This is a genomic window from Devosia sp. SL43, assembly GCF_021729885.1.
In the GTDB taxonomy this organism is placed as follows: Bacteria; Pseudomonadota; Alphaproteobacteria; order Rhizobiales; family Devosiaceae; genus Devosia.
Genome location: NZ_CP063401.1, coordinates 2,961,499 through 2,987,587 on the forward strand (window position 1 = coordinate 2,961,499; position 26,089 = coordinate 2,987,587).

Below are 26,089 nucleotides of genomic sequence, written 5' to 3' on the forward strand. Positions count from 1 at the left end.
ACCGCATTCGCGCCGTTAACATGCCGGAAACCATCTTTGCGCCCCGTCCCCGTTCTGCTATCAGCGCCCTCATGACAACGCCGCTTTCCCACATCCGCAATTTTTCCATCGTCGCCCATATCGACCATGGCAAATCCACCCTGGCCGATCGCCTGATCCAGACCACGGGGGGCCTGGATTCCCGCGAGATGAAGGAGCAGGTGCTGGACTCGATGGATATCGAGCGCGAGCGCGGCATCACCATCAAGGCCCAGACCGTCCGGCTGACCTACAAGGCGCTCAACGGCGAGACCTATATCCTCAATCTCATCGACACGCCCGGCCACGTCGACTTCGCCTACGAAGTCTCCCGCTCCATGGCTGCCGTCGAAGGCTCCCTGCTGGTCGTCGATGCCTCCCAGGGTGTCGAGGCGCAGACGCTGGCCAATGTCTATCACGCCCTCGATGCCGGCCACGAAATCGTCCCCGTGCTCAACAAGGTCGATCTGCCCGCCGCCGACATTCCGCGCGTCAAGCAGCAGATCGAGGACGTCATCGGCATCGACGCCAGCGAAGCCCTCGAAATCTCGGCGAAATCAGGCTTCGGCATCGACACCGTGCTCGAAGCCATCGTCCACCGTCTGCCCGCCCCCAAGGGCGATATCGATGCCCCGCTCAAGGCGCTGCTGGTCGATAGCTGGTACGATACCTATCTGGGCGTCGTGGTGCTGGTGCGCATTGTCGATGGCGTGATGAAGAAGGGCCAGCGCATCCGCATGATGGCCTCGGGCGCCGTCTATGAGCTCGATCGGGTCGCGGTCAACACGCCCAAGCTGGTCGAGGTCAAGGAGCTGACCCCGGGCGAACTGGGCGTCTTCACCGCCTCGATCAAGGAAGTCGCCGAAACCAATGTCGGCGATACCATCACCGATGATCGCAAGCCCACCGCCCAGGCTTTGCCCGATTTCCGCCCGGCCCAGCCGGTGGTATTCTGCGGCCTCTTCCCCGTCGATGCGTCCGACTTCGACGAGCTGCGCGCCGCCATGGGCAAGCTGCGCCTCAACGATGCCAGCTTCAGCTTCGAGATGGAAACGTCAGCCGCCCTCGGCTTCGGCTTCCGCTGCGGCTTCCTGGGCCTCTTGCATCTCGAAATCATCCAGGAGCGCCTCTCCCGCGAGTTCGATCTCGATCTGATCGCGACGGCGCCATCGGTGGTCTACGAAGTCGTCATGCGCGACGGCACGACCATCATGCTGCACAATCCGGCCGATCTGCCCGATGTGATGCAGATCGAGGAAATCCGCGAGCCCTGGATCAAGGCGACCATCCTCACCCCCGACGAATATCTCGGCGCCATCCTCAAGCTCTGCCAGGATCGCCGCGGCATCCAGCGCAACCTGAGCTATGTCGGCAACCGCGCCATGGTGGAATACGATCTGCCGCTCAATGAAGTGGTGTTCGATTTCTACGATCGCCTGAAGAGCATTTCCAAGGGCTATGCCAGCTTCGACTATACCCTGGCCGATCACCGCACCGGCGACCTGGTCAAGCTGACAATCCTGGTCAATGCCGAACCCGTCGACGCCCTCTCCATGCTGGTGCATCGCACTGTCGCCGAAAGCCGCGGCCGCATCATGTGCGAAAAGCTCAAGGAGCTGATCCCGCCGCATCTGTTCGTCATCCCGATCCAGGCCGCCATCGGCGGCAAGATCATCGCCCGCGAAACCGTCCGCGCCATGCGCAAGGACGTGACCGCCAAGTGCTATGGCGGCGACGCGACGCGCAAGCGCAAGCTGCTCGACAAGCAGAAAAAGGGCAAAGCCAAGATGCGCCAGTATGGCAGCGTGAACATCCCGCAGGAGGCGTTCATCAAGGCGCTGAAGATGGGGGATGACTGAGCGATACGCCACGAACCATCGCTTCGGATATTCCGGTTAAAGTTGGGCGACTACAAGTATTCCGGCCTCTATCCTTACAGTCAGACCTCTGCGGGGCGAGACCTCATCTAGCCAAAACAGGATATCTCCCCGAAGAGAGCTATCTATACTGTTGTTGAATAGCGCTACAGCTTTCTCAAGGAAGGCACTGCCTTCAATTTGATCAAGAGTCGCTATCACACTGTGAGTTGGAAGGCCGTTTGACTTGTGCATGACCGACCATAATCGGTCTGTATTTCTGTATAATGGATTCTTCTCTATTAACCAGAGTACACTAGCAAACCAAGAATTCCATTCTTCTGTTTCGATAGCGGAAGTTTCTTGCAGGTATTCGTCGAAAAGACGAACGGCAGACTTTATGAACTTACTTGAGTTCATATCTGCTGCCATCGCAACTAGAGGTCGTAGCTTGTCTGGTGGAAGATTTGCGTTGTCCAAGATACTTTGAATCCAGCTGACAACCGATACGCACAGGGGATCGTCCGCATTTGTGGTAACAAATGGGCCGCTCAGCAAAAAATCTCTTTGGGGGTGCACCGCAACGTGTCCAGCTCGCCGAGCGAGATCTTCAACTATCTCTATCTGTTGCTGTATCGGTAAATCTCTCTCTCTAACTATTTCTACCCACAAAATCAAAAGACTATTAGAGACGGTTCCCGCCAGCCGCCAAATAATGCTGTCAACTAGCGATTTTCCGTCAACGACATTAAGTAGACCAGAGATGGCATCCGCCTTGTCCGCTTGCTTCGCCCCCATTAGAATTCCGCAGAACAGCAGCTTTCGTTCGGCAGATACGTCAGGGTCATTCGATGCGTTGGCAATCACCTCCAGCAGACGAATACCGGCAGTTGAGCCGGGGCGCGCCGTGGCAAGGAAGCACGACAATAGGCGTTCACTTTCGGAGTGTTCCCGGCATGCGGCGGCAAATTCTTCTTGCCACCAGGATGCGGCAAGCAAATCATTTGAGAAGTCGGTGCCAAAGCCGAATCTTGAGGCGCTCATCGCCTCTAGGATGATTTTGCGGCCGTTCTTCTCTTCCTGCTTTGACAAACAGATTACCGCCGCCGCGCGGACCGGCAGGGGATACCTTTCGTCACCTAATATCTCGTCCCAAGGCAAACTAGGCATGTCTTCTAGAGATCGAAGGAGCTTGGCTAGCACGCTTGCTTCTAGGGAGTTGTCCGACTCTGACAAGGCGCGGCTCAACAGCAAATCGGCCGCAGGCGAGCCAGCGTTGCGTATAGCCTCACTCCATCCTTCGTGCCACAATTCCCTTATGTCGGGTCCGCTAAGCAGCACGCTCAAACACTTGACCGTCAACTCCCCATCTGCAGCAATCCGCAATACTTCGGGTCGCTCTTCTAAGAACCCTCTAGGTTGGCACATCGCCTCTCGTATGGCGTCATTTGGCGGGCGAGCGAACCCGTCCGCAATGACTCGACCAATGGCTTGCCGCACCGAGTACGTTCCAGCGCCCCATGAGGCAGCGAGCTTGCACGCCACCTTTTCGCGCAGCTCAAAGTTCACTTGAGCGCCGTTCGCTATAACTCGACCAACTATCCTGAGTGTTGTTCGAAAATAATCATCCGGCTCATCGAGTTGCCTCTCCACCAAATCTTCAACAGAATCAATTCGTTCAAGGGCAAACTGTAGCGCCTGAGCCCAGGGCCGCCTTGCGGCCTTCCTAAACCATTCACCCGCACCATCAAGACTCTGCGATGCGAGCGCGCAACCTGCCAAATACTCAGCCACAGTGGCAATGTCGAAGTGAATGCGCGATCCTCTCCTCTTAACGAGGCCGCATCGCAGTAATTCGTCGATGCCGATATCTCCCTCGGCCCCCACAGCGCCAGCCGCGTTGCTTCGCACGACATTTTCGTCGATCGACAGCTCCGAGCGCCGAAGGGCCAGCATTGCCATCGACTCGGCCGCTCGCCTTAGAATGGTCACTGAAAGGCCGGGTGGCTTGGTCCTCTTGTGCCTTTGTGGCGCCAGTAGATTTCCAAGATATCGCTCGATTAGCTCCGACCGGCTCCTTGGAAGTACGCCAGACTTTGGGAGCGTACCAACCAGCATCGCGAGAAACAAAGGTATCCGACAGATACTCCGGAGATCGGGATTCTTGAAAATAGATGATTGAAGTTTGTCGCTGTTTTCAATGTTTCTCTTTTGCAGGTAATTCCGGAGACCTTCCTTGACTTTTTCGTCCGAGAAACGGAGAACAGAAAGACGCGTAAAGCCATGCGGTATCGCAATCAAAGAACTATTTCTAGCCGCCAATATTATGGGCAGCGACGCATGCCGGCCGGAAACTCGCGAAACTAAATCCATGACTCGGATACGGGCAACATCATCAACCTCATCCAACCCATCCAGAAACAGAACTGCCCGCTCGGAATTTATCACCGCCGCCCAGTCGATTGTGACTCCATACTGTTTGTTCACAGCGCCTAGACCGTATTCTTCTAGGGTTGGCCATGATTGCAATTCGTCGGCCGTAGTGAAAATAGGAACGTAAGGTGTTTCTGCGATTATCCGAGTGCACAGCGCGCGAAGAATGGTCGTTTTTCCAAAACCTGCGCCCGCTTCCAATATTATCCGTCCATTATTCAGCGCTGGAAAGCGGCTAATATCTGCCGCCTCGGAGCCTGCCGATATGTCGTAGTGCCGGAACCGGTGGTCTTCTTGTTCGAAATCACTCTCGTCCGACTTGAAGTTACTGACCTCAGGCCAAACAAAAAGATCAACTTCCGGCCCTTGCAGGTCTGCCCCCGGAACGGATAGCTCACGCACCTGCGTGGCAAGCGCGCCTAAGTAATGTTCCAGACCGTCGCTAGTTGAACCATAGATTCGTACGTCATATTTGCTTCGCAACACCTCAAGAAGTTGGAAGGCGGTAAATGTTGCGCGCCCTCGTGCGGCGAGGGCGCTCTCGTCACGTAGTAACGAAAGGAGTTGTAACTTTCCGACGGACGATTCGGGCACCCAGTCGCGAACTCCAATAGTTTCGATGTTGCGAGTAGTTTCGAACTCAATCGCGACGCTGTTTAGCGTCGGCCAGCATTCGGCGAGGTTGCAACCCAAGGCGTCCGAAACCTTGCCGATTATTGCAAGCTGGACCTGAGAGAGCGCCTCGACCCACTCCACCCCGTCATTCTTACCACGCGATCTAGCACAGGCCTCCCTAAGGGCATCCAACTCCGCGCTGTAGGTACCGACGATAATGCTACAACGAGCCGTTCGACTTGCTGCTCGTTGCTTCAGAACGGACTGCCACAATGATCTCCACACTTCGCCGGATGTGGCCAAGGCTTCCTTTGCTTGAATGTGGAGCCGAGTTCCGTCGGCGTACTCCACTACGATATCATCCACCGGGTCGGGAGCTTCGACACGAATAGAAGCAATCTTTGCTTCGCCCGGAATTGTCCTCAGGTCTAGCATGCGGCCCAGATACAATGCCGCCAGACTATTCTGATACCTAATTCCGGATTGAGTAGTTGGCCCACCTGCTTCCGGCATGAAACGCATTCTCCTTTGCCGGGCAGATCATCCTAATTGACTGCGACACTCAAGTCAGGATGTTAAGTAATCCCCGCCCCTCCACCCCGCCTTACCCTCTCCTCTCCGGCATCGTGCCAAGAGAGGAGTTTTCATGTCCCCACACACCACCCAGCCGTCCTTCGGGCCCGGCCCTCAGGACCAGCTTGCGCCGCAAGCTGCGCCCGATCCCAGCCCGGGCCACACCACGCTTGCCCTGGCCGAACGCCACGAGGCGCTCTGGCTGAGCCTGAGTGCCCTGCATAAAGACATCGTCGCCCTCGGCGCCAAAAAGCCCGGCGCCCCCGTTTCCGAGCCGGTGCGCATCGCGGCCGAAGGCCTGCTCAGCGATTGCGCCGCCTTCACCCGCAAGCGCAACGAGCGCCTGCCGGTCGCTGCCGCCGACCTCGGCGGGCTCGCCGTGCAACTGGGCCAGGCCCTGGCCGGGCTCGAGACCTGGGAGAGCCACCACACCAGCTGGGACGCGCGCTTCGACTGCCGCATTTGGTCGCTCCATCGCGGCTACCGGCCGATCCTGCGCCTCAACCCGCCCGCCGCAGCGCTCAAATTCCAGCCGAGCAATATGGACGAGCTGCGCAACAAGCTCGCCATCCGCATCAGCCAGAGAAATCGCGGCATCTATCGCGAGGGTTTCGCCGCCGGCCTCGCCGCCGCGCGGGCGGGTGGGGCCGAGGACGGCGGAGCGCCAATACTTGGTCTCCACCGATCCTGACCCTACCCCCGATGTCATTCCGGCGAAGGCCGGAATCCATGTCCGTGGTTTTCCGCCTACATCCAGCATACGGGTAGCTCGCCGCATGGATCCCGGCCTGCGCCGGGATGACATCGGGTTTGGGGGCCCACCCCCTCCCTTGATCCCTCCCCACAAGGGGGAGGGTGTCGACTGGGGGCTCAGTTATCCATCTTATCCCCACCCCCAAAACCTCGCGCATAATGGGCCCATCACCCCGTCGGGCGGCCTGCAGGCGAACAGTGGCGGGGTGAGCTGGGTGTGGTCTTCGTCTGACCCACAGGTTCGCGTTCCGGCCGTGGGTTGCTATGACTCCTCGCCGCTGGAAACGTTCCAAAAACCGGCGCCCCGAGGCGGATTTCGTCTCACTACAACATATCCAAGAGGCGAAACCCGCCTCGGGGCCCGCTCTCTCGCTGCCCTCTTGGGCATGCGACATGACAACCGCGTCCCAGGCGGCGCCTCCGCACGCCTTTACCTTTCGTTAAGCCATGCCCTTCCCGCCCCCGCCAATCTGCATTACGCATAGCGGCACACGATCCAAGCGGGATCAGGGGAACTCAATGCGTCGCGTCATCTCGTTTTTCGGCCTTGCCTGTGCGCTGGCCTTCGCCATTTTCGCTGCCGCCCAGCCGGCCATGGCCCAGTCGCCCATCGACAGCTACTGCGCGCAGATTTCCGACAATGACAAATTCGCTTCCGACGGCTACGCGCTATCAGATGCCGGCTCCATCCTCCGCCAGGACCGCGCCAATTTCCACCGCTTCGGCACCCCCGATGCCGAAGACTATGGCGACAGCACCTTCGACAGCAGCAGCGCCCGCGAAAAGATCCCGGCCATGCTCGATGCCGGCGAAATCGAGCCGGGCCTCGCCCGCGACATAGTGCGCGGCTACCCTTATGTCTGCGTCGACGTCTATCCGCGCTTCCTCACCGTCTACTACGGCCAGCCGAGCGAGCCCGAATATGACGATATCGGCTATCCCTTCATCGGCGACTGGGACTGCGAAGTGACCTATATGAGCTTCTCGTCCACCACCTACAACAATGGCAGCGAAGACATCCCGATCCTCGAAATCCAGGAAGGCAGCGACGGCTCCTATACGCTGCTGTTCGAAGGCGACTACTGGATCACCCTGTCACCCAATGGCCCCAATGGAATGGCCTGGTTTTCCGGCGAAAGCGGCGACAGTTTCAATTGCACTAGGCTTTAGCTTTTTATCCCCCTTATTGCGGACCATGCCATAATGACCACCTTGCGTGATTTCACCCTGCCCCGCCTGTCCGGGGAGAGCCAGTCGCTCGCCGATTACGAGGGTCAGCTGGTGCTGGTGGTCAATACCGCCAGCAAATGCGGCCTCACCCCGCAATATGAGGGGCTGGAGACGCTCTATAAGCAATATGGCGACGAGGGCTTCGTCATCCTGGGCTTCCCGTGCAACCAGTTTGCCGGACAGGAGCCGGGCGGCGCCGACGAGATCGCCGAGTTCTGCCAGATCAACTACGGCGTGACCTTCCCGCTCTTCGGCAAGCTCGACGTCAACGGCCCCGGCGAAAGCCCGCTCTACACCTGGCTGAAGGCGAAATTCCCGGGCGATGTCGAATGGAATTTCGGCAAGTTCCTCATCGCCCGCGACGGCAATGTCGTCCAGCGCTTCGCCCCCGATACGGTCCCCGAAGCGCTCGTACCAGCCATCCAAAAGCACCTCTAGCGCGCCCCGGTCATTGCGCGATATAGAAGGCCGTCACGGGCGGGAGACGCGCAATGGCCGACATTCTGGAATACTGCAAGGGGCTCAAGCAGGTCACCTTCAAGGCCGGAGCCGTCATGCTCCCCGAAGGCGAGCGGCTGGGCAAGCTCCTGGTGCTGATCGACGGCCAGGCCGAAGTGGTCCGCGAGCGCACCCAGGTCACCCACATCGACGAGCCCGGCTCCATCTTCGGCGAAATGGCCGTGCTGCTCGACATGCCCCATTCGGCCACGGTCAAGGCTTTGTCGGCCGTCACCGCCTACGAAATCCCCGATGCGCTGACCTTCCTCGATACCCGCCCGGAATTCTCGCTGCATATCGCCACCATGCTGGCGCGGCGGCTCTACTACACCACCTCCTACCTCGTCGACCTGCAGCAGCAGGCTGCCGGCAAGCGGCAGGATCTCGACCTGGTCGACCAGATCCTGGCCACGCTGGTCGATCCCTCCGACGTCAAGAAGCGCAAGAAGGCCTGATCGTGGATCAGGCCAAGCCGGCGCTGACCATCACCTATTGTACCCAGTGCAACTGGCTGCTGCGCTCAGCCTGGATGGCCCAGGAAGTGCTCTCCACCTTCAGCCTCGAAATGGGCGAAGTTGTCCTCCGTCCCGGTACCGGTGGTATCTTCGAGATCAGCCTCGATGGCGAGCTGATCTGGGAGCGCAAGCGCGACGGCGGCTTCCCTGATGTCAAGCAGCTCAAGCAGATGGTGCGCGATCGCATCGATCCGGATCGCGACCTGGGCCATATCGACGGCCACAAGGCCGCTGCCATCGACTAAACCATTGGGGCTTCCCTTCTTCAATCGTGCCGTTAATCTGGCTGGCGCAAGCGGCTGCGTCGCGGTCGCGCCTTGAGGAGGGCTTCTGCGTCATGCCGCATCGTTTCAAGATCACGGCTGCCAAGAATGGCGAGTTCATCGCCAAGTTCGTCTACAATGCCGAAACCATGGTCTGGTCAGAAAACTACAAGTCCAAGGCCAGCGCCACCAACTGCATCGAGTCCATCAAGAAGAACGCGCCCGGCGCCGCGGTGGTCGACCTGACCAAGGGCGAAGAGGGCAAGGGCTACCGCTTCGAGATTGCGGCCAGCAAGGATGGCCAGACCTTCGTGCGCTTCGTCGCCGCCAATGGCGAGCCCATGGTGCGGTCCGAGACCTACAAGTCCAAATCCAGCGCCAAGAACTGCATCAAGTCGATCAAGGAACGCTCGGGCAAGGCCGAGACGGTCGACGAGGCATAATGCCCATTCACAAGCGTTGACCGCTTGGTCTAGTCTCCCGGCCAAACACCTGACCGGGAGCTCACGACCTCATGCCATCGATCACCAAACTGCTCGCCGCCGCCACGGCCATCGCTACGCTCGGCCTCAGTGCTGCCCAGGCGCAGGATCTGCCCGATCTGGCCGGCCGCGAGATCATCGCTGTCACCGAAAATGCCTATGTGCCGCTGAACTTCGCCGATCCGGCGACCGGCGAGGGCATTGGGCTCGAATATGACCTGTTCAACGAGATCGCCAAGCGCCTCAACGCGTCAGTCAAGTGGGAGCTGTCGAGCTGGGACGTGATGATCCAGGCGGTGCGCGATGGCCAGTTCGAGGTCGGCATGGATGGCATCACCATCAATGACGAGCGCAAGGAACAGATCGATTTCTCCGACAGCTACCTCACCAGCCAGCAACTGATGCTGGTGCGCGCCGACGAAACCCGGTTCACCGACGCAGCGACGTTTGCTGCCGACGCCAACAACCTGGTGGGCGCCCAGGCTGGCACCACCAATTTCTACGTGGCCGTCTACAACGTGCTCGACGGCGACGAAGCCAATCCGCGCATCAAGCTGTTCGACACCTTCGGTGCTTCGGTCTCGGCCCTGCAGGCCGGCGACGTCGATACCGTGCTGATGGATCAGACCTCAGCCAATGGTTACATCGGCGCCAATCCGGGCGCTTTCAAAGTCATCGGCGAGCCGCTCGGCACCGAGGATTTCGGCTTCATCTTCGCCAAGGGCTCCGACCTCGTCGGCCCAGTCAACGCCGCCCTGGCCCAGATCAAGGCCGACGGCACCATGGATGCGATCCAGAAGAAGTGGTTCTACGAGTATAACGCTGCGCAGTAGGCCTCATATCTGGCCTTATCCACCGGGCCCACGCTCCCCCTTGAGGGGAGGGAGAGCGAGATAGGACTTAGCGTTTGCTAAGTCCGTACATCGAGCCGGGAGGGGGTATCTCTCCACGAGTCCGGTGTGCGTGGCTCACCCCCACCTTGATCCCTCCCCTCAAGGGGGAGGGTGTCGACTGAAGCGCTGGCGACCCAGCTTCGGCCGATGCACCTTGGAACTCCATGACCTACACCCCCCGTCCGCCCTCCATCCTGTCTCGCGTCCCGTGGTGGCTGCTCGCTGTCGCATTGCTGTTCGTGCTCGGCTTCTGGGGTATCGCCACCGACGCCGGCTATTCCCAGATATTCCGGGCGGTCTCTGGCGGTCTGGTCACCACGCTCTGGGTTACGGCCGTCGCCTTTGCCGCCGCCACCGTGATCGGTCTGCTGGTGGCGCTGGCCCGTACCTCAGGCAACCGCATCCTGTGCGAGATCGCCACGTTTTATGTCGAGATCATCCGCGGCATTCCAGTGCTGGTCTTTCTGTTCTACGTCGCCTTTGTCGCCGCGCCGGCCATGGTCGTCGCCATCAACTGGGCGCTGCAGCCCATCGGCGCCAGCATCACGATCCGGCAGTTCGATTTCGCCTGGCGGGCCATCGTGGCGCTCACGGTCTGCTACTCTGCCTTTATCGCCGAGATCTTCCGGGCGGGAATAGAATCCGTGCAGCGCGGCCAGCTCGAAGCGGCTCGTTCGCTCGGTCTCTCCAGGTGGAAATGCTTCCGTCTCGTCACCTTCCCGCAGGCGCTGCGCACCATCCTGCCGCCGCTGGCCAACGATTTCGTCTCGATGATCAAGGATTCCGCGCTGGTCTCGGCCCTGGGCGTCCAGGATATCACCCAGCTCGGCAAGGTCTATTCCTCGGGCACCTTTCTGTTCTTCGAGACCTACAACGTCGTGGCCCTGCTCTATCTCACGCTGACCATTTCCCTGTCGCTGCTGGTGCGCCTGCTAGAGCGCTACCTGCACGAAAATCAGCGCTGACCCTTGTGCGAGGGCAGGGGGCGGGCCATTTGTTGTCCGCAACCTGAAGGAACCGCCGATGAACCGCTTCGCTGCCCTTGCCGTGACTGCCGTTGTAGCCACCACGCTTGCCGCCTGCGGCGATAGCCGGGAAGTGGGCAATGTCGGCGTTGACTGGACCGGCAACGACATTTCTATCGATGCAGTGGCCGACCCAGAAGTCGATGGGGTCGTCTGCCATCTGGCCTATTTCAACCGCTCGTTTATCGATCGGCTGAGCCAGGGCAATTGGTTCGAGGACCCGTCCTATTCGGCGCTAGACTGCTCGGTCACCGGCCCTATCACCATCGGCGATATCCAGACTCGGGCCGGCGGCGAGGAGATATTCAAAGAAGGCCGTTCGTTGATCTGGAAGTCGCTGCGCGTCACCCGCGTCTATGACCAGGCCAACAATTCGCTGATCTACCTGGCCCATGCCCGCGAGATCCAGCAGGGTTCGGGCAAGATGAGCCTCTCGGTCATTCCGCTCAATGGCGAGCAGGTCACCTGGAGCAATGGCGCACCCGCCGCCCAGTAGGCCGGTAACAAACTTTAACAAAATGCCAATTCGTTCCGCTACGGAATGAAGAGGCCTGCGCCGCAGTCTTCCTCAGGGGCTTGAGGGAGACTGGACATGGTTGGACAGTTGATGGCGCTGGCTGCCGACAATGCCGTTGAGCTGCTGTTTGCCTTTGCCGCCTTCCTGATCGTTTATCTCATTGCACGCCTGCTCAACGCGACGCCACTGGTGTCTGTGTGCTTTGGCGTCCTGCCGCCGCTGGTGGCGTATCTCGGCCAGCATCCCCAGGGCCCCACGAGCCTGCTGGCACTGCTCAGATAGCGGCGTTCTCATGCGGGGCCGGACCGTGGAACGCCATGGCGTCGCAACCCGTCACAACATAAAAGGATTTCGCCGCACGCCGCTTCAATGCGCGTGCCCGATGACGATATTCTCATCTTAGCGAATACGGGCCGTTGCGGCCCACGAGGAACAAGACAATGTCCATTCTGATTGGCGATACCGCTCCCGATTTTACCCTCGATTCGACCGAAGGTCCGATCCACTTCCACGACTACATCGATGGCTCGTGGGCGGTTCTGTTCAGCCACCCCAAGAACTTCACCCCCATCTGCACAACCGAGCTGGGCTACACAGCCAAGCTGAAGCCCGAATTCGAGAAGCGCGGCGTCAAGGTGCTGGGTCTTTCGGTCGACAAGCTCGAGGATCACGGCGCCTGGGCCAAGGACATCGAGGAAACCCAGGGCGCGGCCCTCAATTTCCCGCTGCTCGCCGATACCAACCGTGAAGTGGCCAAGCTCTACGACATGATCCATCCCAATGCCGACAACACGCTGACCGTGCGTTCGGTTTTCGTCATCGGCCCGGACAAGAAGGTCAAGCTCAAGATCGAATATCCGGCCTCCACCGGCCGCAACTTCGACGAGGTCATCCGCGTCATCGACAGCCTGCAGCTGACGGCCAAGTATTCGGTCGCGACCCCGGTGAACTGGAAGAATGGCGAAGACGTCATCATCGCCTCGTCCGTCTCAGCCGAAGCCGCCAAGGAAAAGTTTCCCGGCGGCTGGAAGGAACCCAAGCCCTACCTGCGCATTGTTCCTCAGCCCCGCGGGTAGCACCTCCAGCCCGCATCCGTTTTCTCCCTGACAGACTTGGGCGGTGGTTGTTCCACCGCCCTTTTTCGTGCCTACTGCAGGGGCAGGGGATAGCTCAGGGTGATAGCCTGTAGCTCGGCCGCAACGGTAACCAGCAGCGGCTCGCTCGACGGCACCGCCTTTTCGCCACTGATCGCCTGCACATCGACGCCTTCATTGGCATATTCGGTTGGATAGAACGTGACCGAAACCAGGCACCCGCCAGGCAGCTGAGCCAGCCGTCCGCTGGTGAAGTCGGCATAGCCGCCATAGTCCCACCAGAAGCCGGCCAGCGTGAACGGCGCGCCATTGAGCGCCTCGACCTCCGCCACGCTCATGCCTTCTGCGAGTCCGGCGACGCTGGCGGCGTCGGGCAGCTCGACATAGCTGAGGTCGCTGTCCGCGCCCTCGTCCCACCAGACGAAGGTCATCATCTTGTGCACATCGTCAGGGAAGACCACGCTGGCGTTGATCGTCGAGCCTTCCGGCCCGTCTGTTGGACCGGTCACGACATTGTCCGCGCCATAGATCTCGGCCAGCCGCGCCGCTGAACTGTCGGCCGCGAAGGCGCCCTTGCATTTGAACTCCTCGGCAGCGACCGAAGATGTCGCCAGCACGGCGGCCAGAGCCAGAAAACGGAGAGACATGCTAGCGTTCCTTCTAGTGCGCCCGGCGACGGCAGATTAGGCTGCGCCCGGATGATCCGCGCCGAGTAGCACCATGCGTCTGAACATTGCCGCCCTTCTCCTGTTCATCGCCAGTCAAGCGCACGCGCAGGATACTCTCGATTTCGCCTGCGATGGCACCTTCGCAGCTGACGCCAGCGAAAGCCGGCTGGCCGAAACCTTCGGCGCCGACACTGTCAGCTTCGGCGAGATCTGGGGCGACGAGGGCACCATTCCGTCCGCCACCACGCTCTTCGCCGCCGATCCCGCCAAGCGCCTGAGCATTATCTGGCAGGATGACACCGACCGCTCCCAACCCCGCCTGATCCTCATCCCCGAGGGGTCAGCGTGGACGGTCGATGGCCTGCAAGTCGGGATGAGTGTGGACGACGTCGCGGCCATCAACGGCGCCACGTTCAACCTGGGCGGCTTTAACGACATGGATCGCGGCCGGGTCATGGACTGGGGCGATGGCAAGCTCGTCCTGTCCACGGCCACCTGCACTGTCGACGTGCAGTTCGGTTTTCCGCATCTGGGCGTGCCGCTCGATCTCTCCGATCCGCTGGAATCCGAAGGCCTCTACCCCTCGGACCACCCGACCTATCGCGCTCTCGGCGCCCGGGTCGTTGGCATCACCGTGATCTATCCCAGTGCGCCGGGCTAGTCGCCGCGCAGCATGCCGGCGTAGACGCCCGGCTCGGAGCCTGGAATCTCCAGCGTATCGAGCCGCTTGCTATAGAACGCCACCGGTCCCGGATCGCCGATGACAGCATAACCGTAACCGGCCTCGCGCATGCCCTTGAGCGTGGCGATCAGCAGTGCCTCGCCGATCCCCTGTCCACGCTCGCCTTCGTCCACACCGGTCGGCCCGAAAAATCCCTTGGCCGTCGTATCGTGACACGCAAAGCCCAACAACCTGCCGTCCCTAACCGCGATCCACACCGTGACCGGCGCCTGGGCCAGCCCCTTGGAGACTTCGCTCACCCAGTGGCGATTGAAATGCTTGTCGACCCAGTCAAGCACCACATGCCCTTCCGGCGCCATGGCACGGCGCAGCACGATGCCAGCCGCAGCCACTCGGGCCTCGGCTTCAAACACGGGCAGGTCGTAAAGTCTGACCAGCAGGTCGGTCACAGCGATCTCCTAGATGTGGTGGCAGCGCACGCTATGCGTCGGCCCGACCGCCACCGGCGCCGGCATGACCTCCTTGCACACCGCAGTCACCCGCGGACAGCGCGACACGAATGGGCAACCCCGGCTCTGTGCCGTCCAGAGCGGAATATCCACTGCGCGCCGCGTCTGCGTTGTCGCGATCTTGCGCGCCGGATTGGGCACGGCCTCGATCAGCAGCTGCGTGTAGGGATGGGTCGGCCGCTCGGTGATCTCCTCGCTCGGCCCCTGTTCCACCAGATGCCCGGCATAGAGCACCGCCGTATCCTCAGCGAAATAGCGCGCTGTGGCGATGTCATGGGTGATGTAGAGCGCCGCCAGTTGCCGCTGCACTTTCATGTCTTCGAGCAGGTTCAGAATGCCCAGCCGCACCGACACATCGAGCATGGATGTCGGCTCGTCCGCCAGCAGCACCACTGGCTGCACTGAAAGCGCTCGGGCAATCGCCACGCGCTGCCGCTGCCCGCCCGATAGCTCGTGTGGCCGGCGCTTGAGATAGTCGGCGGCTGGGCGAAGACCGACCCGGTCCAGCAGCGCCAGCATCTCTTCCCGCACCGCCTTGCCTGATAGCTCCGGGCGGTGCAGCCGCAGCGGCCGCTCCATGTGATAGCCGATGGTTTGCGTCGGGTTCAGCGAGCCGAACGGGTCCTGGAACACCATCTGCACATCGGCCCGATACTGCGCCAGCCGCTTTCCGGAAAACTTGGTGACGTCCTCGCCCTCGAAGGTGATGGTCCCACGTGTCGGCTGATACACCCGCGCCAGCATGCGGGCACAGGTGGATTTGCCCGACCCGGATTCCCCCACCAGCGCCAGCGCCCGGCCGCTGACCAGTTTCAGCGAAACCCCGGACAGCGCCCGCAACACGGTCCGGTTGAAAAAGGTGCCGCCCAGCACGAAGTCCTTGTCGACGGAATCCATCTCGACAACGGTCTGACCGCTCGTGGCGCCTGCGCCCGCGCGCTCTAGTTCAACAAGTGACATGCCGCCTCGCTCTCATGCTCGGGGTAAAACCGCAGCTCCGGCGCCGTCTCGGCGCACACCGCCATGGCATGTGGGCAGCGCGGCGAGAACCGACAGCCTTGCGGCAAGGCCCGCAGGTCCGGCGGCGATCCGGCAATGCCTTCGAGCCGTTGCCGTGGCCCGGTCAGGGGCGGGAAGCTGTTGCCCAGAGCCCTGGTATAGGGATGCTGCGGGTTGGTCAGGATCGACGTTGCTGGCGCCACCTCCACCAGCTCGCCCGAATACATCACCCCGATGCGGTCGCAGAATTCGATCATCAGCCCCAGGTCGTGGGTAATGAACAGCACCGAAAACCCCAGCCGCGATTTCAGCTCGACGATCTGCTCGATGATGTCGCGCTGCACCACCACGTCGAGCGCCGTTGTTGGCTCGTCCATGATGATCAGCCGCGGATTGAGAGCCAGCGCGATGGCGATGCAGATGCGCTGCCGCATGCCACCCGAAAACTGGTGCGGGAAATCGTCGAGCCGCTGTGGCGGGATGCCGACCAGCTCGAACATCTCCACCGCCCGCGCCCGCGCACCCTTCTCGCCCAGCTCCGGATTGTGCGTCTCGATCACATCCATGATCTGCTCTGAGACCGGGATCACTGGATTGAGCGCATTCATGGCGCTCTGAAACACGAAGCTGACCTCGTTCCAGCGGTAGGCCTTGAGCCGCGCCTTGGTGAAGCTCAACACCTCCTCGCCCTTGAAACGGACGGAGCCACCCGACACCAGGCCCGGCAACCGCGTCAGCCGCGCCAGCGCAAACGCCACGGTGGACTTGCCACAGCCGCTTTCCCCGGCCAGGCCAAAGGCCTCGCCCTCGCGGATATCGAAGTCGATACCGTTGACGGCGCGGGCGATAGAATTGTCACCCACATAATCGACGGTGAGATTGCGCACCTCCATCAGCACTCGATCAGAAGACATCGGCGCTCCTCCCGCGACGGCTGAGGAAGCGCTTGATCTTGCCGATCTTGCGCGACGCCCTGAGCTGCGGATTGGTGATTTCGTCAACCGCGAAGTTGATCATCACCAAAGCGGCGCCGGTCAGCATGATGGCCAGGCATGGTGGCCACACCTCCCACCAGGCATTGCTCTGCAAGGCCGAATTCTTCTGCGCCCAGAACAGCATGGTGCCCCAGGTCACCGAATTGGGGTCACCCAGCCCGATGAATTCCAGCGCCGCCTCCGCCAGGATCGCTGCGATCGTGCCCAGTACCAGCCCGCCCATGACGAAGCTCAGCATGTTGGGAAAGATCTCGACCAGGATGATGCGCCACTTTTTCTCGCCCATCAGCTCCGCGGCGAGCACGAATTCCCGCGCCCGCAGCGCCATGGTCTGGGTTCTGATTGTCCGCGCCGCCCAGCCCCAGCCGGTCAGGGCCAGCACCAGCCCGATCACCAGCGGCCCCGCCGTTTCTACCATCGTCGCGATCACAATGATCAGGGGTAACCCCGGTAACACCAGCACCACGTTGACGAAGAAGGTGATGATATCGTCGACCCGTCCGCCAAAATATCCCGCCGAAATGCCGAGCGCCAGGCCGATCATCGCCGCGGCCAGCCCCGCGCCGATGCCGACACTCAAGCTGACGCGGCCGCCATAGACCAGCTGCGTGAACACGTCCTTGCCCATGCGGGTTGTGCCCAAAACGTGCTCATAGCCGGGCTGCACATGCGGCTTGCCGGCGCGGCGGTTGGGGTTGTAGTCGGTGAGAAGGGGCGCGAACGCCGCGGTGAGGATCAGCACCAAGAGGATGATGACGCCGGTCATGCCCTTGCCATTGGTGACGAATGAGGCGAGCCCCGGTGGGAGCCGGCTGGTCCAGCCAGGCTTCGAGCGCAGTCCGAGCTCCGCCATCAGCGCATCCTGGCTTGGCGCCGGATTGTCGGTCGCCGTGGGGACGGGGTGGGATGCGCCCAGCGGCATGGATTCGGTGAGATCGGCCATGGGTGCTCTCCTCAGCTTCGCAGGCGTGGATCGAGGATGACGTTGGCAATATCGGACAGCAGGTTCGCCACCAGCACCGAGGCGGTGAGCAGCAGCAACTGCCCCTGGATAAACGAATAATCGCGCGAGCCGATGGCGGTGAAGGTGAACTTGCCCAGCCCCGGGTAATTGAACACCTGCTCGGTCACCAGCGCCCCGCCGAGGAGGAACCCGATCGACAGTGCCAGTGCGGTGATCTGCGGCAGGATGGCGTTGCGGGCCACATAGCGATAGCGCACGCGCCGGTCGCTCAATCCCTTGGCCTTGGCGAGGATGACGAAATCCTCGTTCAACAGGTTGATCATCACATTGCGCATCCCCAGATGCCAGCCGCCGAAGCTGACAAGGAAGATCGACAGCACCGGCAGGGTCGCGTGATAGAGTACGTTGCCGATGAATTCGAAGCTGAAGGACGGCACGATCGACGTGCTATGCGCCCGCCCCAGCGGGAACCACTGCAGTTGCAGCGAGAACGCATAGAACAGCAGCAGCGCCACGATGGCCGGCGTGAAGGCGTTGAGCATCACGTTGATGGGCGTGAAGAAGCTGTCGAAAAATCCCCCGCGATGCCAGGCGGCATGGATGCCCATCAGGCTGCCGATGGTGAAGGCGAAAAAGATCGCCAGCCCCACCAGCACCAGCGTCCAGGTTGCGCCATAGAACAGCAGCGACGCCGTCGGCTCGGGAAACTGCACCGTCGAAATGCCGAAATCGAGCCGCAGCACGCTGCCGAAATAGGTGATGTATTGCTCCCACAGCGAACCCGTCAGCCCATAGGACTTGCGGATCGCATCGACCTGCGCCTCATTCAGGCGCCCCTGGAACGAGGCGATGATGCGCGCCGAAGGATCGCCGGGCATCAGCCGCGGAATGAAGAAATTGAAGGTGACCGCCAGGAAGAAGGCACCGATGTAAAAGGCCAGTCGCCTCAGCAGGAAGATCATCTCAACTCGGTCCTCAACGAACGTCGTTTGGGTGCTCGTTAACAGCATTCTCAGTCGACACCCTCCCCCTCTGTGGGGAGGGTCAGGGAGGTGGGTGGCACTGATACCGGGGCTCTCGCCACCCCCTCCCAACCTCCCCCTCGAAGGGGAGGCGCCGACTACGGAGCGGCCACCGGCACCAGGCTCAGTGCGTGCAGTACGCGTTCGCGGGTGCCGTCATGCAGTTGCGGGCGATAGCGCGGGTCTTCCTCCGTCACCCAGCCGGTAAAGTGCTCGGTCGAGTATTCGTACCAGGTCGGATTGGCGAACAGAGAAATCACCGGCACGTTCTCGGCCACCAGCTTGTGCACCACCGCGATATCGGCGAGCTGCGCGTCGCGATCCGACGTGCTCTTGAACGCCGTCAGCGCTTCCTCGATTTCGGGGATCGGCATCTGGTGCATGGCCTGGAAGTCGATCTGGCCGGGCACCATCAGGCGCGGATTGAACATCGGGTGATACTGGCTGAACGGCGTCGCACCGCCATTGGTCCACATCACATAGACGTCGAAATTGCCCTGCGGCACGCCGTCGAACCAGGCGCCTTCATCCATGGTCTTGAGGCTGGCATTGATGCCGACATCCTGCAGGTTTTCCGCCACCGTCTGACCGGTATTGACCCAATCGGTCCAGCCCGAAGGCATGGAAATGCCGAAGGCGATGGGTGAGCCATCGAGATTATCGCGCCAGCCGTCGCCATCGGCATCGACGAACCCGGCCGCATCAAGCATCTCGATTGCTTTGTCCGGATCATACGCCATTAGCCAGGCATAGGGCTCAAGCGCCGCCTCGTCGTACCAGGTGTTGAACATCTCGCCGGTGCCGATCGGGAAGCGGGTATGCGTCGTCAGGCCGAAGGTCGAGATATCCACCAGCGTATCGCGGTCGATGGCGACCGACATAGCCTTGCGGAATTCGAGATTGTCGAACGGCGCCTTGGTCGTGTTGAGCTGCAGGTTCACGTCCGAGCCGGCGGGCAGCCAGTAATTGTTGAACTCGCTCTGCGGCAGGAAGGTGACGTCAGGGTCGGTCAACCCGTCGCCGAGCCAGTCGACATCGCCGGCCGACAAAGCTGCCACGGTCTGCTCGTTGCCGTTCATCTGCGGGAAGCTCAGGCAGTCGATCTTGTTGTCGGCATTGTAGTGGCTGAGCTCGTTGCGGCAGACCTCGTAGCCCGAACGCGAGAAGTTGCGCACTTCGGTCCAGGGACCCGTTGCCACCGGCTTGGTATTGGCGAAGTTCTTGGGGTCGTCGATGCTGCTCCAGATATGCTCGGGCAGCGGATAGATGCCACCCAGGCCATAGCGCGCCAGCGAGTCGGCCTCGTGCAGGTTGAACTTGACGGTCAGGTCGTCGATCTTCTCGACACTGACCACGTTGCCGGTGCCGGTCTCTTCGCTATAGACGTCGATGCCCATCGGATAGTCCGGATGCGCCTTGGCATAGTCAAAGCTGAACACCACATCGTCGGCGTTGAACGCCTCGCCGTCGCTCCATTTGGTGTCGGGGCGCAGCTTCCAGGTGACGCTCAGATTGTCCGCGGCCACCTCGTAGGACATGGCCAGCCCGGGCACGTCCTGGTCGGGATGCCACAGGTTCTCGATCCACAGCGGCTCATAGGTGAAATCGCGCGTCCGCTGTTGCGGGCCGGTGGGGTTGTTCGGGTTGAAATTCTCCACCATCGCATCGGTATGGTAGGGGATCAGGCGCAGGATCACTTCATCCTGGCCGAAGGCCGGCACGATCGCGCTTGTGGTCAGCATGACCCCCGTTAGCGCCGTCAACAAACAGATTTTCTGCAAGACATTATCCTCCTGAAAACATCGCTCACGTCACATTGTGAGATCGATCCCATATTGTCCCTGTCCCGGCGCCGGGTGGCCCATTGCCGATGCTCCTGTCCCGTGGCGCTATCGATCTGCTGCCGGATCTAGCCTGCCACGGCCGTCACGTTCCCCTCGCGCTCCTTTCGTCTTTGCTGCGCCGGTCCCACGCTGTCGCGCACGACAAGGCTGGTGCCGATCACCGTTTCCAGCATGGCCGATCCCGGCTCCGCCAGCAGCTTGAGCAGCAGGTTCGCCGCCGCCTCGCCGATCTCGTCGACCGGTTGCCGGATGGTGGTCAGCGGCGGCCACAGATGCTGCGCATGAAATGTGTCGTCGAAGCCGATCACCGACACATCGCCGGGCACCGCCCTGCCGGCATGGCGCAGGGCCAACAGCACGCCCGCCGCCATATCATCGTCGCCGGCAAAGATCGCGGTGAAGTCGTGGCCCTCTTCGATCAGGGCCAACGTCGCCGCATAGCCGAATTCCTGGCTGAACTCGCCGCTGACGATCCTGATGTCGCCCATGCCGAGCCCGCGCGCCGATAGCGCCGCCGCGATCCCCTTGAGGCGCGCTGCGGTATCGCCGAAATCGGCCTGGCCTGACAGGTGGACAATTCTGCGGTGCCCCTGGTCAAGCAGGAAATCCATCGCCGCGCGGGCCCCGCCGAAATTGTCGAGCTGCACCGAACCGCGCGCCACCTCGCAACCCTGCCGCCCGATCATCACCACCGGAATGCGCGCCGCCCGGATGATCTCCACCACATCCTGGCGCAGCGGCCGTTCGAGATAGAGCACGATCCCGTCACACGACCGGTCGACCAGTTCGATGATGGCGCGCGCTTCCTCATCCTGGTCGGCATAGCCCGACGATACCATCAGCGCCTTGCCGGCCCGACGCATGCTGCGTTGCAGGCCATAGACCATGTTGGCAAAATAGGGCGTGCCCACATCGACCACCACGGCGCCAATCATGTTGGAGCGGTTGGACCGCAGGGCCTGCGCCAGCGTATTGGGACGATAACCCAGCTCGGCAATAGCCTGCTGGATGGCGCGGCGTTTTTCTTCCGAGACATAGCCGTTGTCGGCCACGACCCGGGACACGGTGGAGCGGGAAACCCCCGCTCGTTTCGACACATCATCGATGGTCGCCATGCCGCCAATTCTCCCCGTCCGATCCTGCTATGGGACCGATCCCACATCGTGAAATCGAACGCGGGGACGAGTCAAGCAGACCACTGGGCGGTGGGCCAAATTTACTGCGGCGTGGAAATGTCGACGCGAAGGCGTACCTAAGCCATTAGCCAGGCACGCCTTTTACCCGCAGATTGGCAGTGCAAAATGTCCCGACGCGCGACAAGTGGTCCTAAAGTGGTATTAGTTTGTGGGTTAGCCCGCCGCGAAGCTCGAATTGGCGTCCTGCGGCCGCACCAGTTGCACCATGCGCCATGCCGATGCAAAAGCCAGCGCCGCCATGGCCGCGCCGAGCACATAGACCGGCACGATGGCAAACTTGATGTCAGCGCTCGAAACCGCTGTCGCCAAACCTGCCGAATTGGCCGCCACGCCCGCCAAAGCCGCCCCGATGGCATTGCCCGCCGATTGCGTCGTCGGCATCAGCGCCGAGGTCCGGTCGCGCTCGGCATCGCTCGCGGCCTCCATCATCGTGAGGTTGAGATAACCGTTGCAGGTGCCGAAGCCGCTCCCGATGATCAACTGCCCAGCCACCACGATGGCCACCTGGTCCAGTTGTAGCCCGATCAGCACCAGCATCAGGCCCGTTCCGATCATTGCCGGTCCGAGCCGGATCAGCGTCTTGCGCGTCTCCTTGCTGCGCACATTGGCCACCGCAATAGCCGACGCGCTCCACGCCACCGCCAACACTGCCGCGATCGCGCCCGCAGCCGTCGGGCCCATGCCCCACATCTGTTGCACCACCAGCACCAGATAGACCGCCGACCCGGCGCCGGCCACATTGATCAGCAGCACCATCCAAATCCCCGTCCCGACCACCGATACCGGCCGGAACGCATCTGAAGGCATCAGCCGGTCGCGGCTTCGCCCATCGAGCCAGACCGTGCCAACCAGCAATAGGCCAGCCGCCACCAACAGCCCCTTCGCCGATAGCGGCGCCGCCAGGCCCGCCAGCGCCACCAGCATGATGGCGACCCCGATCATCAGCAGCCGCAGTCCCGGAAAACGCACGTCCTGCCTGTCGCCGGGCGAGTGCGCCGGCACCTTGACCACAACCATGGCGGCAAAGATCAGCGCTATCGGCACGCTGACCAGAAACGCCGCGCGCCAGGATACCAGTTCCGTGAGAAGGCCAGCGGCTGCCGGTCCGCCAAACGCCGCAACGGCCCAGATCATCGCATTGAGCCCGAATACTTTGGGCACCAGTCGCGACGGAAACAGCTCCGGGATCAGTGCAAAACAGATCGCCGAAACCACGCCTTCGCCGAGCCCCTGCACAGCCCGCCCCACCAGCACCTGCTCCATCGAGCTCGCGCTGGCCGCGATCAGCGTACCGGCAATGAACACGCCTGCTGACAGCACCAGCGCCGTCCGTGCGCCCAGCCGCTGCTTCAGCAGGGCCGCGCCCGATCCGCCCACGATGGCAAACACCAGGAACAGCGTCAGCGCCCACGAAATCAGTGCCACACCGCCCATTTCCCGCACCGCCGTCGGCAGCGAGATCGTCGACAGAAACGCATTGAACGCCAGCAGCGCCACGCCCAGGCACACGATCAACGTCACGGTGGCATAGCGCGGCGTGAAAATCTCGGCCCAGCGGCCTTCCACAGTATCGGACATCGGACGACTCGCAATCAAATAAAACAAGAATATGCTTGGTATATTGTGCCCAATGTTTAGGCAACGAGATTCGCTCCTACCGCCGAAGTTTCAGGTCCGGTTCATCCACCTTGCGCCATTGCAGCCCCACAGACGGTTTGGGAGTACATCATGGCCGACGGCATTTCCGTGAGAAACAATTTCGGCCGTCGGCAACGTATGGGTCTCGTCACTCGCTTCGCCCTCTCCGGCTTTGGCTTGGCCTGCCTGGCGATAGGTCTGGTCGTGCTGATGAGCCTGTCCATGGCTGGATTCCCCGATGGCTATATCTCGCCCTATGATCGCTTGACCTCTCCCGCCGTCCAGGTCCTGTCGTGGCTCGCCGTCCTCTCGGCTTGCTATTTTCTCGTGCTGGCCTTTCGCGGCGCCCGCTTGCCCCTGGGCGCGGCATTGCTGCGAATGTTTGTGGCCGTGATCCTGATCTGGGCCCCGCTGGCGCTCATCGATAGTTGCCCGCGCTGGGATATGTGCGGCCAGGCATTCCAGGCCGTCACCGGCTCGTTCATCGACGACGGCCAGGGCGGTTAGTGGAGCCCACCTCCACCCCATCTTAACCCGCCTTGGTCCATCCTGCCGGCGCTCTTGCCGCAGGACCGTTCCGTGACCTCTCCCAGCCCAACCAGCAGCCGCGGACCCGATCTGCGCATCGTGGCAGCCGTTTTTGCCGTCGCCGCCATCATCCTGGTGGTTAGGGCTGTAGTGGGCCGTGCCGGCCTGCCCTTCTTTGCCGATACCGACGATGCCATGCGCATGGTCATGGTGCGCGAGTTCATCCAGGGTCAGGGCTGGTACGATCTCACCGCCCATCGCCTCAACACGCCCTTTGGCGCCGAGATTCACTGGTCGCGGCTGATCGATCTGCCGCTGGCTTTGCTGGTCATGGCCTTCACCCCGTTCCTGGGCGCCGACCTGGCTCTGGTTGCGGCCGGTTATGTCTGGCCGATGCTCCTGCTGCTGGTCCTGCTCTGGCTCAGCGCCCGGTTGGCCCTGCGCCTCGTCGGTCCGGAAGGCGTGCTGCCGGCGCTGATCCTGCCAGTGCTCAGCCCGGCTATCACGGCCGAATTTACACCCGGCCGCGTCGATCACCATGGTGTGGTGATCCTGCTCACGCTCGCTGTCGCCTGGGCCGGCGTCGAATCCATCCGCCGCCCGCGCTTCGCCGTTCTGGGCGGCCTCTTCGCCGCCACAGCTCTCGCCATCGCCACCGAATCCCTGCCCACTATTGGGGCGGCTATCCTCGTGGCCGGGCTCATCTGGGTATTCGATTCGACCCGGGCCGCCACCATGCGCCATTTCGGCCTCGCCTTTGCGCTGGGCAGCATGGCGCATCTGGCCATCTTCCGCCTGCCGTCGCGCTGGTTCGAACCCGCTTGCGACGTGCTCTCGCCGGTCTATGTCGGCGTGGCTCTTGCCGTCGCGGCAGCCTTCACCATCGCCAGTTTCATCCCCGCCCGTGCTGCCTGGCAGCGGCTACTGATCCTGGGCCTACTCGGCGCCGCCGGCATGGCTTTGGTTGCCGTCCTCTACCCGCAATGCCTCAAAGGGCCCTATGGCGAGCTCGATCCATGGCTGCAGGCCAACTGGATCGCCGGCATCATCGAGGCCAAGCCCTGGACATCGACCATATCGGAGCTGCCCGCCTATGCTGTCGCAGTGGGCGTGCCCGCTTTGCTCGGCACGCTGGTGGTGCTCTACCGGCTGTGGAAGGTCGAGACGGACCGTCCCGAATGGGCAGCCCTGCTGGTCTTCCTGGTCTTTGCCGCCGTCATCATGCTGGCCCAGGTGCGCGGCGCCCGCCTCGCCATCATGCCGGCCATGCCGGCCGCCGCCTGGCTGATCGTCGCGGCGCGCCAGCGCTACCTGGCCTCGCCGCGTCTCGCGGGTATTGCCGGCCTGATCCTCAGCTGGCTCGCCTTTTCCGGTATTGTCCTCGCTCTGGTGGTCGCCGCCACGGTCAATCTGTTCCCCGGTCGCGCCCAGCAGGTCGCCGAGGCCCGCGCCGACAAGGAGCCTTGCCTCGTCCCCTCTGCCTTTGCCGATCTTGCGGCCCTGCCCCCCGAGCGCATCATGTCGCCCATCGATCTGGGCGCCCATATCATGCTCTATACGCCGCACGAGGTCGTGGCGGCGCCCTATCATCGCAACCAGCAGGGCGTGCGAGATGCCTTCCGCTTCTTCAACGATCCGATTGCCGACGCCCGCGCCATTCTCACGGCCCGCGGCATCGGCCTCGTCGTCCTCTGCCCCGCCATGGCCGAACTCCGCGGCCTCCCCAGCCGCGCCGAAGACAGCTTGGCCAACCTCTACGCCAAGGGCGAAGTCCCGGCCTGGCTGCAGGATGTGAGCCTCCCCGACAGCCCGCTCAAGGTCTTCGCGGTGTTGCCGGACTAGGTGGCGCTACCGCCTATAGCCCCAGCTCTGCCCGCACCTTCCAGCTCAACTTGCCGGCCACCAGCCGATGCGCCTCGCGCAGATAGGCCTCGACCTCATCTTCGCTGAGCGGACTGGCCACCGAGATCGCCACCCAGCCCGCCCGGGCAAAATACGGTGCCGGCCGAATACCCGGCAGCTCGGTCAGCAGCTCGTACGCAATGTCGGAAACCTTGAGCCACACCTCGCCCGGATCGCGATCGAGCAACGCAAAGATCTTGCCGCCCACCTTGGCGACCGAATCGTCCCGCCATTGCCGGACCAGCGTCGCCTTCGGCAGCGCCAGCACGAAGCTTTCGAAGCCCGTTCGGGTCATCACAGCGGGATAGTCGACCATGTGTATCCGGGTGGTAACAAAAGAGTCGATCCGAGGCATCGGATCGACTCCTGTGTGACAG

The 26,089-nt window shown here is 62.0% G+C and carries 26 protein-coding genes; 15 read left to right on the plus strand and 11 right to left on the minus strand.

Annotated features, from left to right (window positions below; all coding sequences use genetic code 11):
* The first annotated feature begins 20 nt into the window (after nt 1-20).
* On the plus strand, nt 21-1,877 hold the full coding sequence (gene lepA, locus IM737_RS14615; protein WP_442874134.1) for a translation elongation factor 4: 1,857 nt from the start codon (nt 21-23) through the stop codon (nt 1,875-1,877).
* Nucleotides 1,878-1,913: 36 nt separating this feature from the next.
* On the opposite strand, the gene IM737_RS14620 is transcribed toward lepA, so the two are convergent.
* The gene (locus tag IM737_RS14620) at nt 1,914-5,435 is read right to left on the minus strand and encodes an NACHT domain-containing protein (protein ID WP_236894894.1); all 3,522 of its coding nucleotides are present in this window, start codon (nt 5,433-5,435) and stop codon (nt 1,914-1,916) included.
* Nucleotides 5,436-5,568: 133 nt separating this feature from the next.
* On the opposite strand from IM737_RS14620, the gene IM737_RS14625 reads away from it, so the two are divergent.
* The 11 genes from IM737_RS14625 to IM737_RS14680 all read left to right on the plus strand — a co-directional run bounded on the left by IM737_RS14625 (nt 5,569) and on the right by IM737_RS14680 (nt 12,747).
* Nucleotides 5,569-6,186, plus strand: coding sequence for a hypothetical protein (locus IM737_RS14625; RefSeq protein WP_236894896.1), 618 nt, complete (start codon nt 5,569-5,571; stop codon nt 6,184-6,186).
* 581 nt (nt 6,187-6,767) lie between these two features.
* Entirely contained in the window at nt 6,768-7,418 is a 651-nt protein-coding gene (locus IM737_RS14630) for a hypothetical protein (RefSeq protein ID WP_236894898.1), read from the plus strand.
* 33 nt (nt 7,419-7,451) lie between these two features.
* Nucleotides 7,452-7,916 carry a glutathione peroxidase gene (locus IM737_RS14635; RefSeq protein WP_236894900.1) on the plus strand — a complete coding sequence of 155 codons (465 nt, stop codon included), beginning with the start codon at nt 7,452-7,454 and terminating at the stop codon, nt 7,914-7,916.
* A 53-nt stretch (nt 7,917-7,969) separates the two neighbouring features.
* Nucleotides 7,970-8,431: a Crp/Fnr family transcriptional regulator gene (locus IM737_RS14640; protein WP_236894902.1), complete on the plus strand. Its 462-nt coding sequence runs from the start codon at nt 7,970-7,972 to the stop codon at nt 8,429-8,431.
* Complete coding sequence (locus tag IM737_RS14645; protein WP_442874207.1) at nt 8,431-8,736, plus strand: SelT/SelW/SelH family protein; 306 nt, start codon at nt 8,431-8,433, stop codon at nt 8,734-8,736. The genes IM737_RS14640 and IM737_RS14645 overlap by 1 nt, the downstream gene beginning before the upstream one ends.
* Nucleotides 8,737-8,828: 92 nt before the next feature.
* On the plus strand, nt 8,829-9,197 hold the full coding sequence (locus tag IM737_RS21070; RefSeq protein WP_442874135.1) for a YegP family protein: 369 nt from the start codon (nt 8,829-8,831) through the stop codon (nt 9,195-9,197).
* 71 nt (nt 9,198-9,268) lie between these two features.
* Complete coding sequence (locus IM737_RS14660; protein ID WP_236894906.1) at nt 9,269-10,069, plus strand: transporter substrate-binding domain-containing protein; 801 nt, start codon at nt 9,269-9,271, stop codon at nt 10,067-10,069.
* A gap of 224 nt (nt 10,070-10,293) precedes the next feature.
* Nucleotides 10,294-11,094 carry an amino acid ABC transporter permease gene (locus IM737_RS14665; RefSeq protein ID WP_236894909.1) on the plus strand — a complete coding sequence of 267 codons (801 nt, stop codon included), beginning with the start codon at nt 10,294-10,296 and terminating at the stop codon, nt 11,092-11,094.
* 58 nt (nt 11,095-11,152) lie between these two features.
* Nucleotides 11,153-11,650 carry a CreA family protein gene (locus tag IM737_RS14670; protein WP_236894918.1) on the plus strand — a complete coding sequence of 166 codons (498 nt, stop codon included), beginning with the start codon at nt 11,153-11,155 and terminating at the stop codon, nt 11,648-11,650.
* A 96-nt stretch (nt 11,651-11,746) separates the two neighbouring features.
* A complete protein-coding gene (locus tag IM737_RS14675; protein WP_236894919.1) occupies nt 11,747-11,953 on the plus strand; it encodes a hypothetical protein in 207 nt (68 codons plus the stop codon).
* 158 nt (nt 11,954-12,111) lie between these two features.
* Entirely contained in the window at nt 12,112-12,747 is a 636-nt protein-coding gene (locus IM737_RS14680; RefSeq protein WP_236894921.1) for a peroxiredoxin, read from the plus strand.
* 71 nt (nt 12,748-12,818) lie between these two features.
* Here IM737_RS14680 and IM737_RS14685 read toward each other — a convergent pair whose 3' ends face one another.
* A complete protein-coding gene (locus tag IM737_RS14685; protein WP_236894924.1) occupies nt 12,819-13,412 on the minus strand; it encodes a hypothetical protein in 594 nt (197 codons plus the stop codon).
* Nucleotides 13,413-13,485: 73 nt separating this feature from the next.
* Between IM737_RS14685 and IM737_RS14690 the strand changes: the two genes are divergently transcribed.
* The gene (locus tag IM737_RS14690; protein WP_236894925.1) at nt 13,486-14,094 is read left to right on the plus strand and encodes a hypothetical protein; all 609 of its coding nucleotides are present in this window, start codon (nt 13,486-13,488) and stop codon (nt 14,092-14,094) included.
* On the opposite strand, the gene IM737_RS14695 is transcribed toward IM737_RS14690, so the two are convergent.
* The 8 genes from IM737_RS14695 to IM737_RS14730 all read right to left on the minus strand — a co-directional run bounded on the left by IM737_RS14695 (nt 14,091) and on the right by IM737_RS14730 (nt 23,222).
* Nucleotides 14,091-14,564: a GNAT family N-acetyltransferase gene (locus IM737_RS14695; protein ID WP_236894927.1), complete on the minus strand. Its 474-nt coding sequence runs from the start codon at nt 14,562-14,564 to the stop codon at nt 14,091-14,093. The two genes, IM737_RS14690 and IM737_RS14695, sit on opposite strands and share 4 nt — an antisense overlap.
* A gap of 9 nt (nt 14,565-14,573) precedes the next feature.
* Nucleotides 14,574-15,584: an ABC transporter ATP-binding protein gene (locus IM737_RS14700; RefSeq protein WP_236894929.1), complete on the minus strand. Its 1,011-nt coding sequence runs from the start codon at nt 15,582-15,584 to the stop codon at nt 14,574-14,576.
* Complete coding sequence (locus tag IM737_RS14705) at nt 15,566-16,537, minus strand: ABC transporter ATP-binding protein (RefSeq protein ID WP_236894931.1); 972 nt, start codon at nt 16,535-16,537, stop codon at nt 15,566-15,568. The genes IM737_RS14700 and IM737_RS14705 overlap by 19 nt, the downstream gene beginning before the upstream one ends.
* Entirely contained in the window at nt 16,527-17,561 is a 1,035-nt protein-coding gene (locus IM737_RS14710) for an ABC transporter permease (protein ID WP_442874136.1), read from the minus strand. The genes IM737_RS14705 and IM737_RS14710 overlap by 11 nt, the downstream gene beginning before the upstream one ends.
* 11 nt (nt 17,562-17,572) lie before the next feature.
* Nucleotides 17,573-18,544, minus strand: coding sequence for an ABC transporter permease (locus IM737_RS14715; RefSeq protein ID WP_236894933.1), 972 nt, complete (start codon nt 18,542-18,544; stop codon nt 17,573-17,575).
* 158 nt (nt 18,545-18,702) lie between these two features.
* A complete protein-coding gene (locus IM737_RS14720) occupies nt 18,703-20,385 on the minus strand; it encodes an ABC transporter substrate-binding protein (protein ID WP_236894935.1) in 1,683 nt (560 codons plus the stop codon).
* Between the two features lie 128 nt (nt 20,386-20,513).
* Nucleotides 20,514-21,563, minus strand: a complete 1,050-nt coding sequence (locus tag IM737_RS14725) for a LacI family DNA-binding transcriptional regulator (protein ID WP_236894936.1) — start codon at nt 21,561-21,563, stop codon at nt 20,514-20,516.
* Nucleotides 21,564-21,797: 234 nt separating this feature from the next.
* The gene (locus IM737_RS14730) at nt 21,798-23,222 is read right to left on the minus strand and encodes an MFS transporter (protein ID WP_236894938.1); all 1,425 of its coding nucleotides are present in this window, start codon (nt 23,220-23,222) and stop codon (nt 21,798-21,800) included.
* 150 nt (nt 23,223-23,372) lie between these two features.
* Here IM737_RS14730 and IM737_RS14735 point away from each other — a divergent pair, with 150 nt between their 5' ends.
* Nucleotides 23,373-23,789: a hypothetical protein gene (locus IM737_RS14735; RefSeq protein ID WP_236894940.1), complete on the plus strand. Its 417-nt coding sequence runs from the start codon at nt 23,373-23,375 to the stop codon at nt 23,787-23,789.
* Nucleotides 23,790-23,861: 72 nt separating this feature from the next.
* Nucleotides 23,862-25,652, plus strand: a complete 1,791-nt coding sequence (locus IM737_RS14740; protein ID WP_236894942.1) for a hypothetical protein — start codon at nt 23,862-23,864, stop codon at nt 25,650-25,652.
* A 13-nt stretch (nt 25,653-25,665) separates the two neighbouring features.
* On the opposite strand, the gene IM737_RS14745 is transcribed toward IM737_RS14740, so the two are convergent.
* Nucleotides 25,666-26,067, minus strand: coding sequence for an MmcQ/YjbR family DNA-binding protein (locus tag IM737_RS14745; protein ID WP_236894944.1), 402 nt, complete (start codon nt 26,065-26,067; stop codon nt 25,666-25,668).
* Nucleotides 26,068-26,089 lie beyond the last annotated feature (22 nt).

Excerpts from the sequence above, each read along its gene's own strand:
- IM737_RS14630 (WP_236894898.1), top strand. The coding sequence starts at position 6,768 with ATGCGTCGCGTCATCTCGTTTTTCGGCCTTGCCTGTGCGCTGGCCTTC.
- IM737_RS14700 (WP_236894929.1), bottom strand. The coding sequence starts at position 15,584 with ATGTCACTTGTTGAACTAGAGCGCGCGGGCGCAGGCGCCACGAGCGGT.
- IM737_RS14735 (WP_236894940.1), top strand. The coding sequence starts at position 23,373 with ATGGCCGACGGCATTTCCGTGAGAAACAATTTCGGCCGTCGGCAACGT.
- IM737_RS14715 (WP_236894933.1), bottom strand. The coding sequence starts at position 18,544 with ATGATCTTCCTGCTGAGGCGACTGGCCTTTTACATCGGTGCCTTCTTC.
- IM737_RS14745 (WP_236894944.1), bottom strand. The coding sequence starts at position 26,067 with ATGCCTCGGATCGACTCTTTTGTTACCACCCGGATACACATGGTCGAC.
- IM737_RS14635 (WP_236894900.1), top strand. The coding sequence starts at position 7,452 with ATGACCACCTTGCGTGATTTCACCCTGCCCCGCCTGTCCGGGGAGAGC.
- IM737_RS14680 (WP_236894921.1), top strand. The coding sequence starts at position 12,112 with ATGTCCATTCTGATTGGCGATACCGCTCCCGATTTTACCCTCGATTCG.
- IM737_RS14625 (WP_236894896.1), top strand. The coding sequence starts at position 5,569 with ATGTCCCCACACACCACCCAGCCGTCCTTCGGGCCCGGCCCTCAGGAC.
- IM737_RS14690 (WP_236894925.1), top strand. The coding sequence starts at position 13,486 with ATGCGTCTGAACATTGCCGCCCTTCTCCTGTTCATCGCCAGTCAAGCG.
- IM737_RS14710 (WP_442874136.1), bottom strand. The coding sequence starts at position 17,561 with ATGGCCGATCTCACCGAATCCATGCCGCTGGGCGCATCCCACCCCGTC.
- IM737_RS21070 (WP_442874135.1), top strand. The coding sequence starts at position 8,829 with ATGCCGCATCGTTTCAAGATCACGGCTGCCAAGAATGGCGAGTTCATC.
- IM737_RS14730 (WP_236894938.1), bottom strand. The coding sequence starts at position 23,222 with ATGTCCGATACTGTGGAAGGCCGCTGGGCCGAGATTTTCACGCCGCGC.
- IM737_RS14670 (WP_236894918.1), top strand. The coding sequence starts at position 11,153 with ATGAACCGCTTCGCTGCCCTTGCCGTGACTGCCGTTGTAGCCACCACG.
- IM737_RS14660 (WP_236894906.1), top strand. The coding sequence starts at position 9,269 with ATGCCATCGATCACCAAACTGCTCGCCGCCGCCACGGCCATCGCTACG.
- IM737_RS14685 (WP_236894924.1), bottom strand. The coding sequence starts at position 13,412 with ATGTCTCTCCGTTTTCTGGCTCTGGCCGCCGTGCTGGCGACATCTTCG.
- IM737_RS14640 (WP_236894902.1), top strand. The coding sequence starts at position 7,970 with ATGGCCGACATTCTGGAATACTGCAAGGGGCTCAAGCAGGTCACCTTC.
- lepA (WP_442874134.1), top strand. The coding sequence starts at position 21 with ATGCCGGAAACCATCTTTGCGCCCCGTCCCCGTTCTGCTATCAGCGCC.
- IM737_RS14665 (WP_236894909.1), top strand. The coding sequence starts at position 10,294 with ATGACCTACACCCCCCGTCCGCCCTCCATCCTGTCTCGCGTCCCGTGG.
- IM737_RS14675 (WP_236894919.1), top strand. The coding sequence starts at position 11,747 with ATGGTTGGACAGTTGATGGCGCTGGCTGCCGACAATGCCGTTGAGCTG.
- IM737_RS14725 (WP_236894936.1), bottom strand. The coding sequence starts at position 21,563 with ATGGCGACCATCGATGATGTGTCGAAACGAGCGGGGGTTTCCCGCTCC.
- IM737_RS14705 (WP_236894931.1), bottom strand. The coding sequence starts at position 16,537 with ATGTCTTCTGATCGAGTGCTGATGGAGGTGCGCAATCTCACCGTCGAT.
- IM737_RS14620 (WP_236894894.1), bottom strand. The coding sequence starts at position 5,435 with ATGCCGGAAGCAGGTGGGCCAACTACTCAATCCGGAATTAGGTATCAG.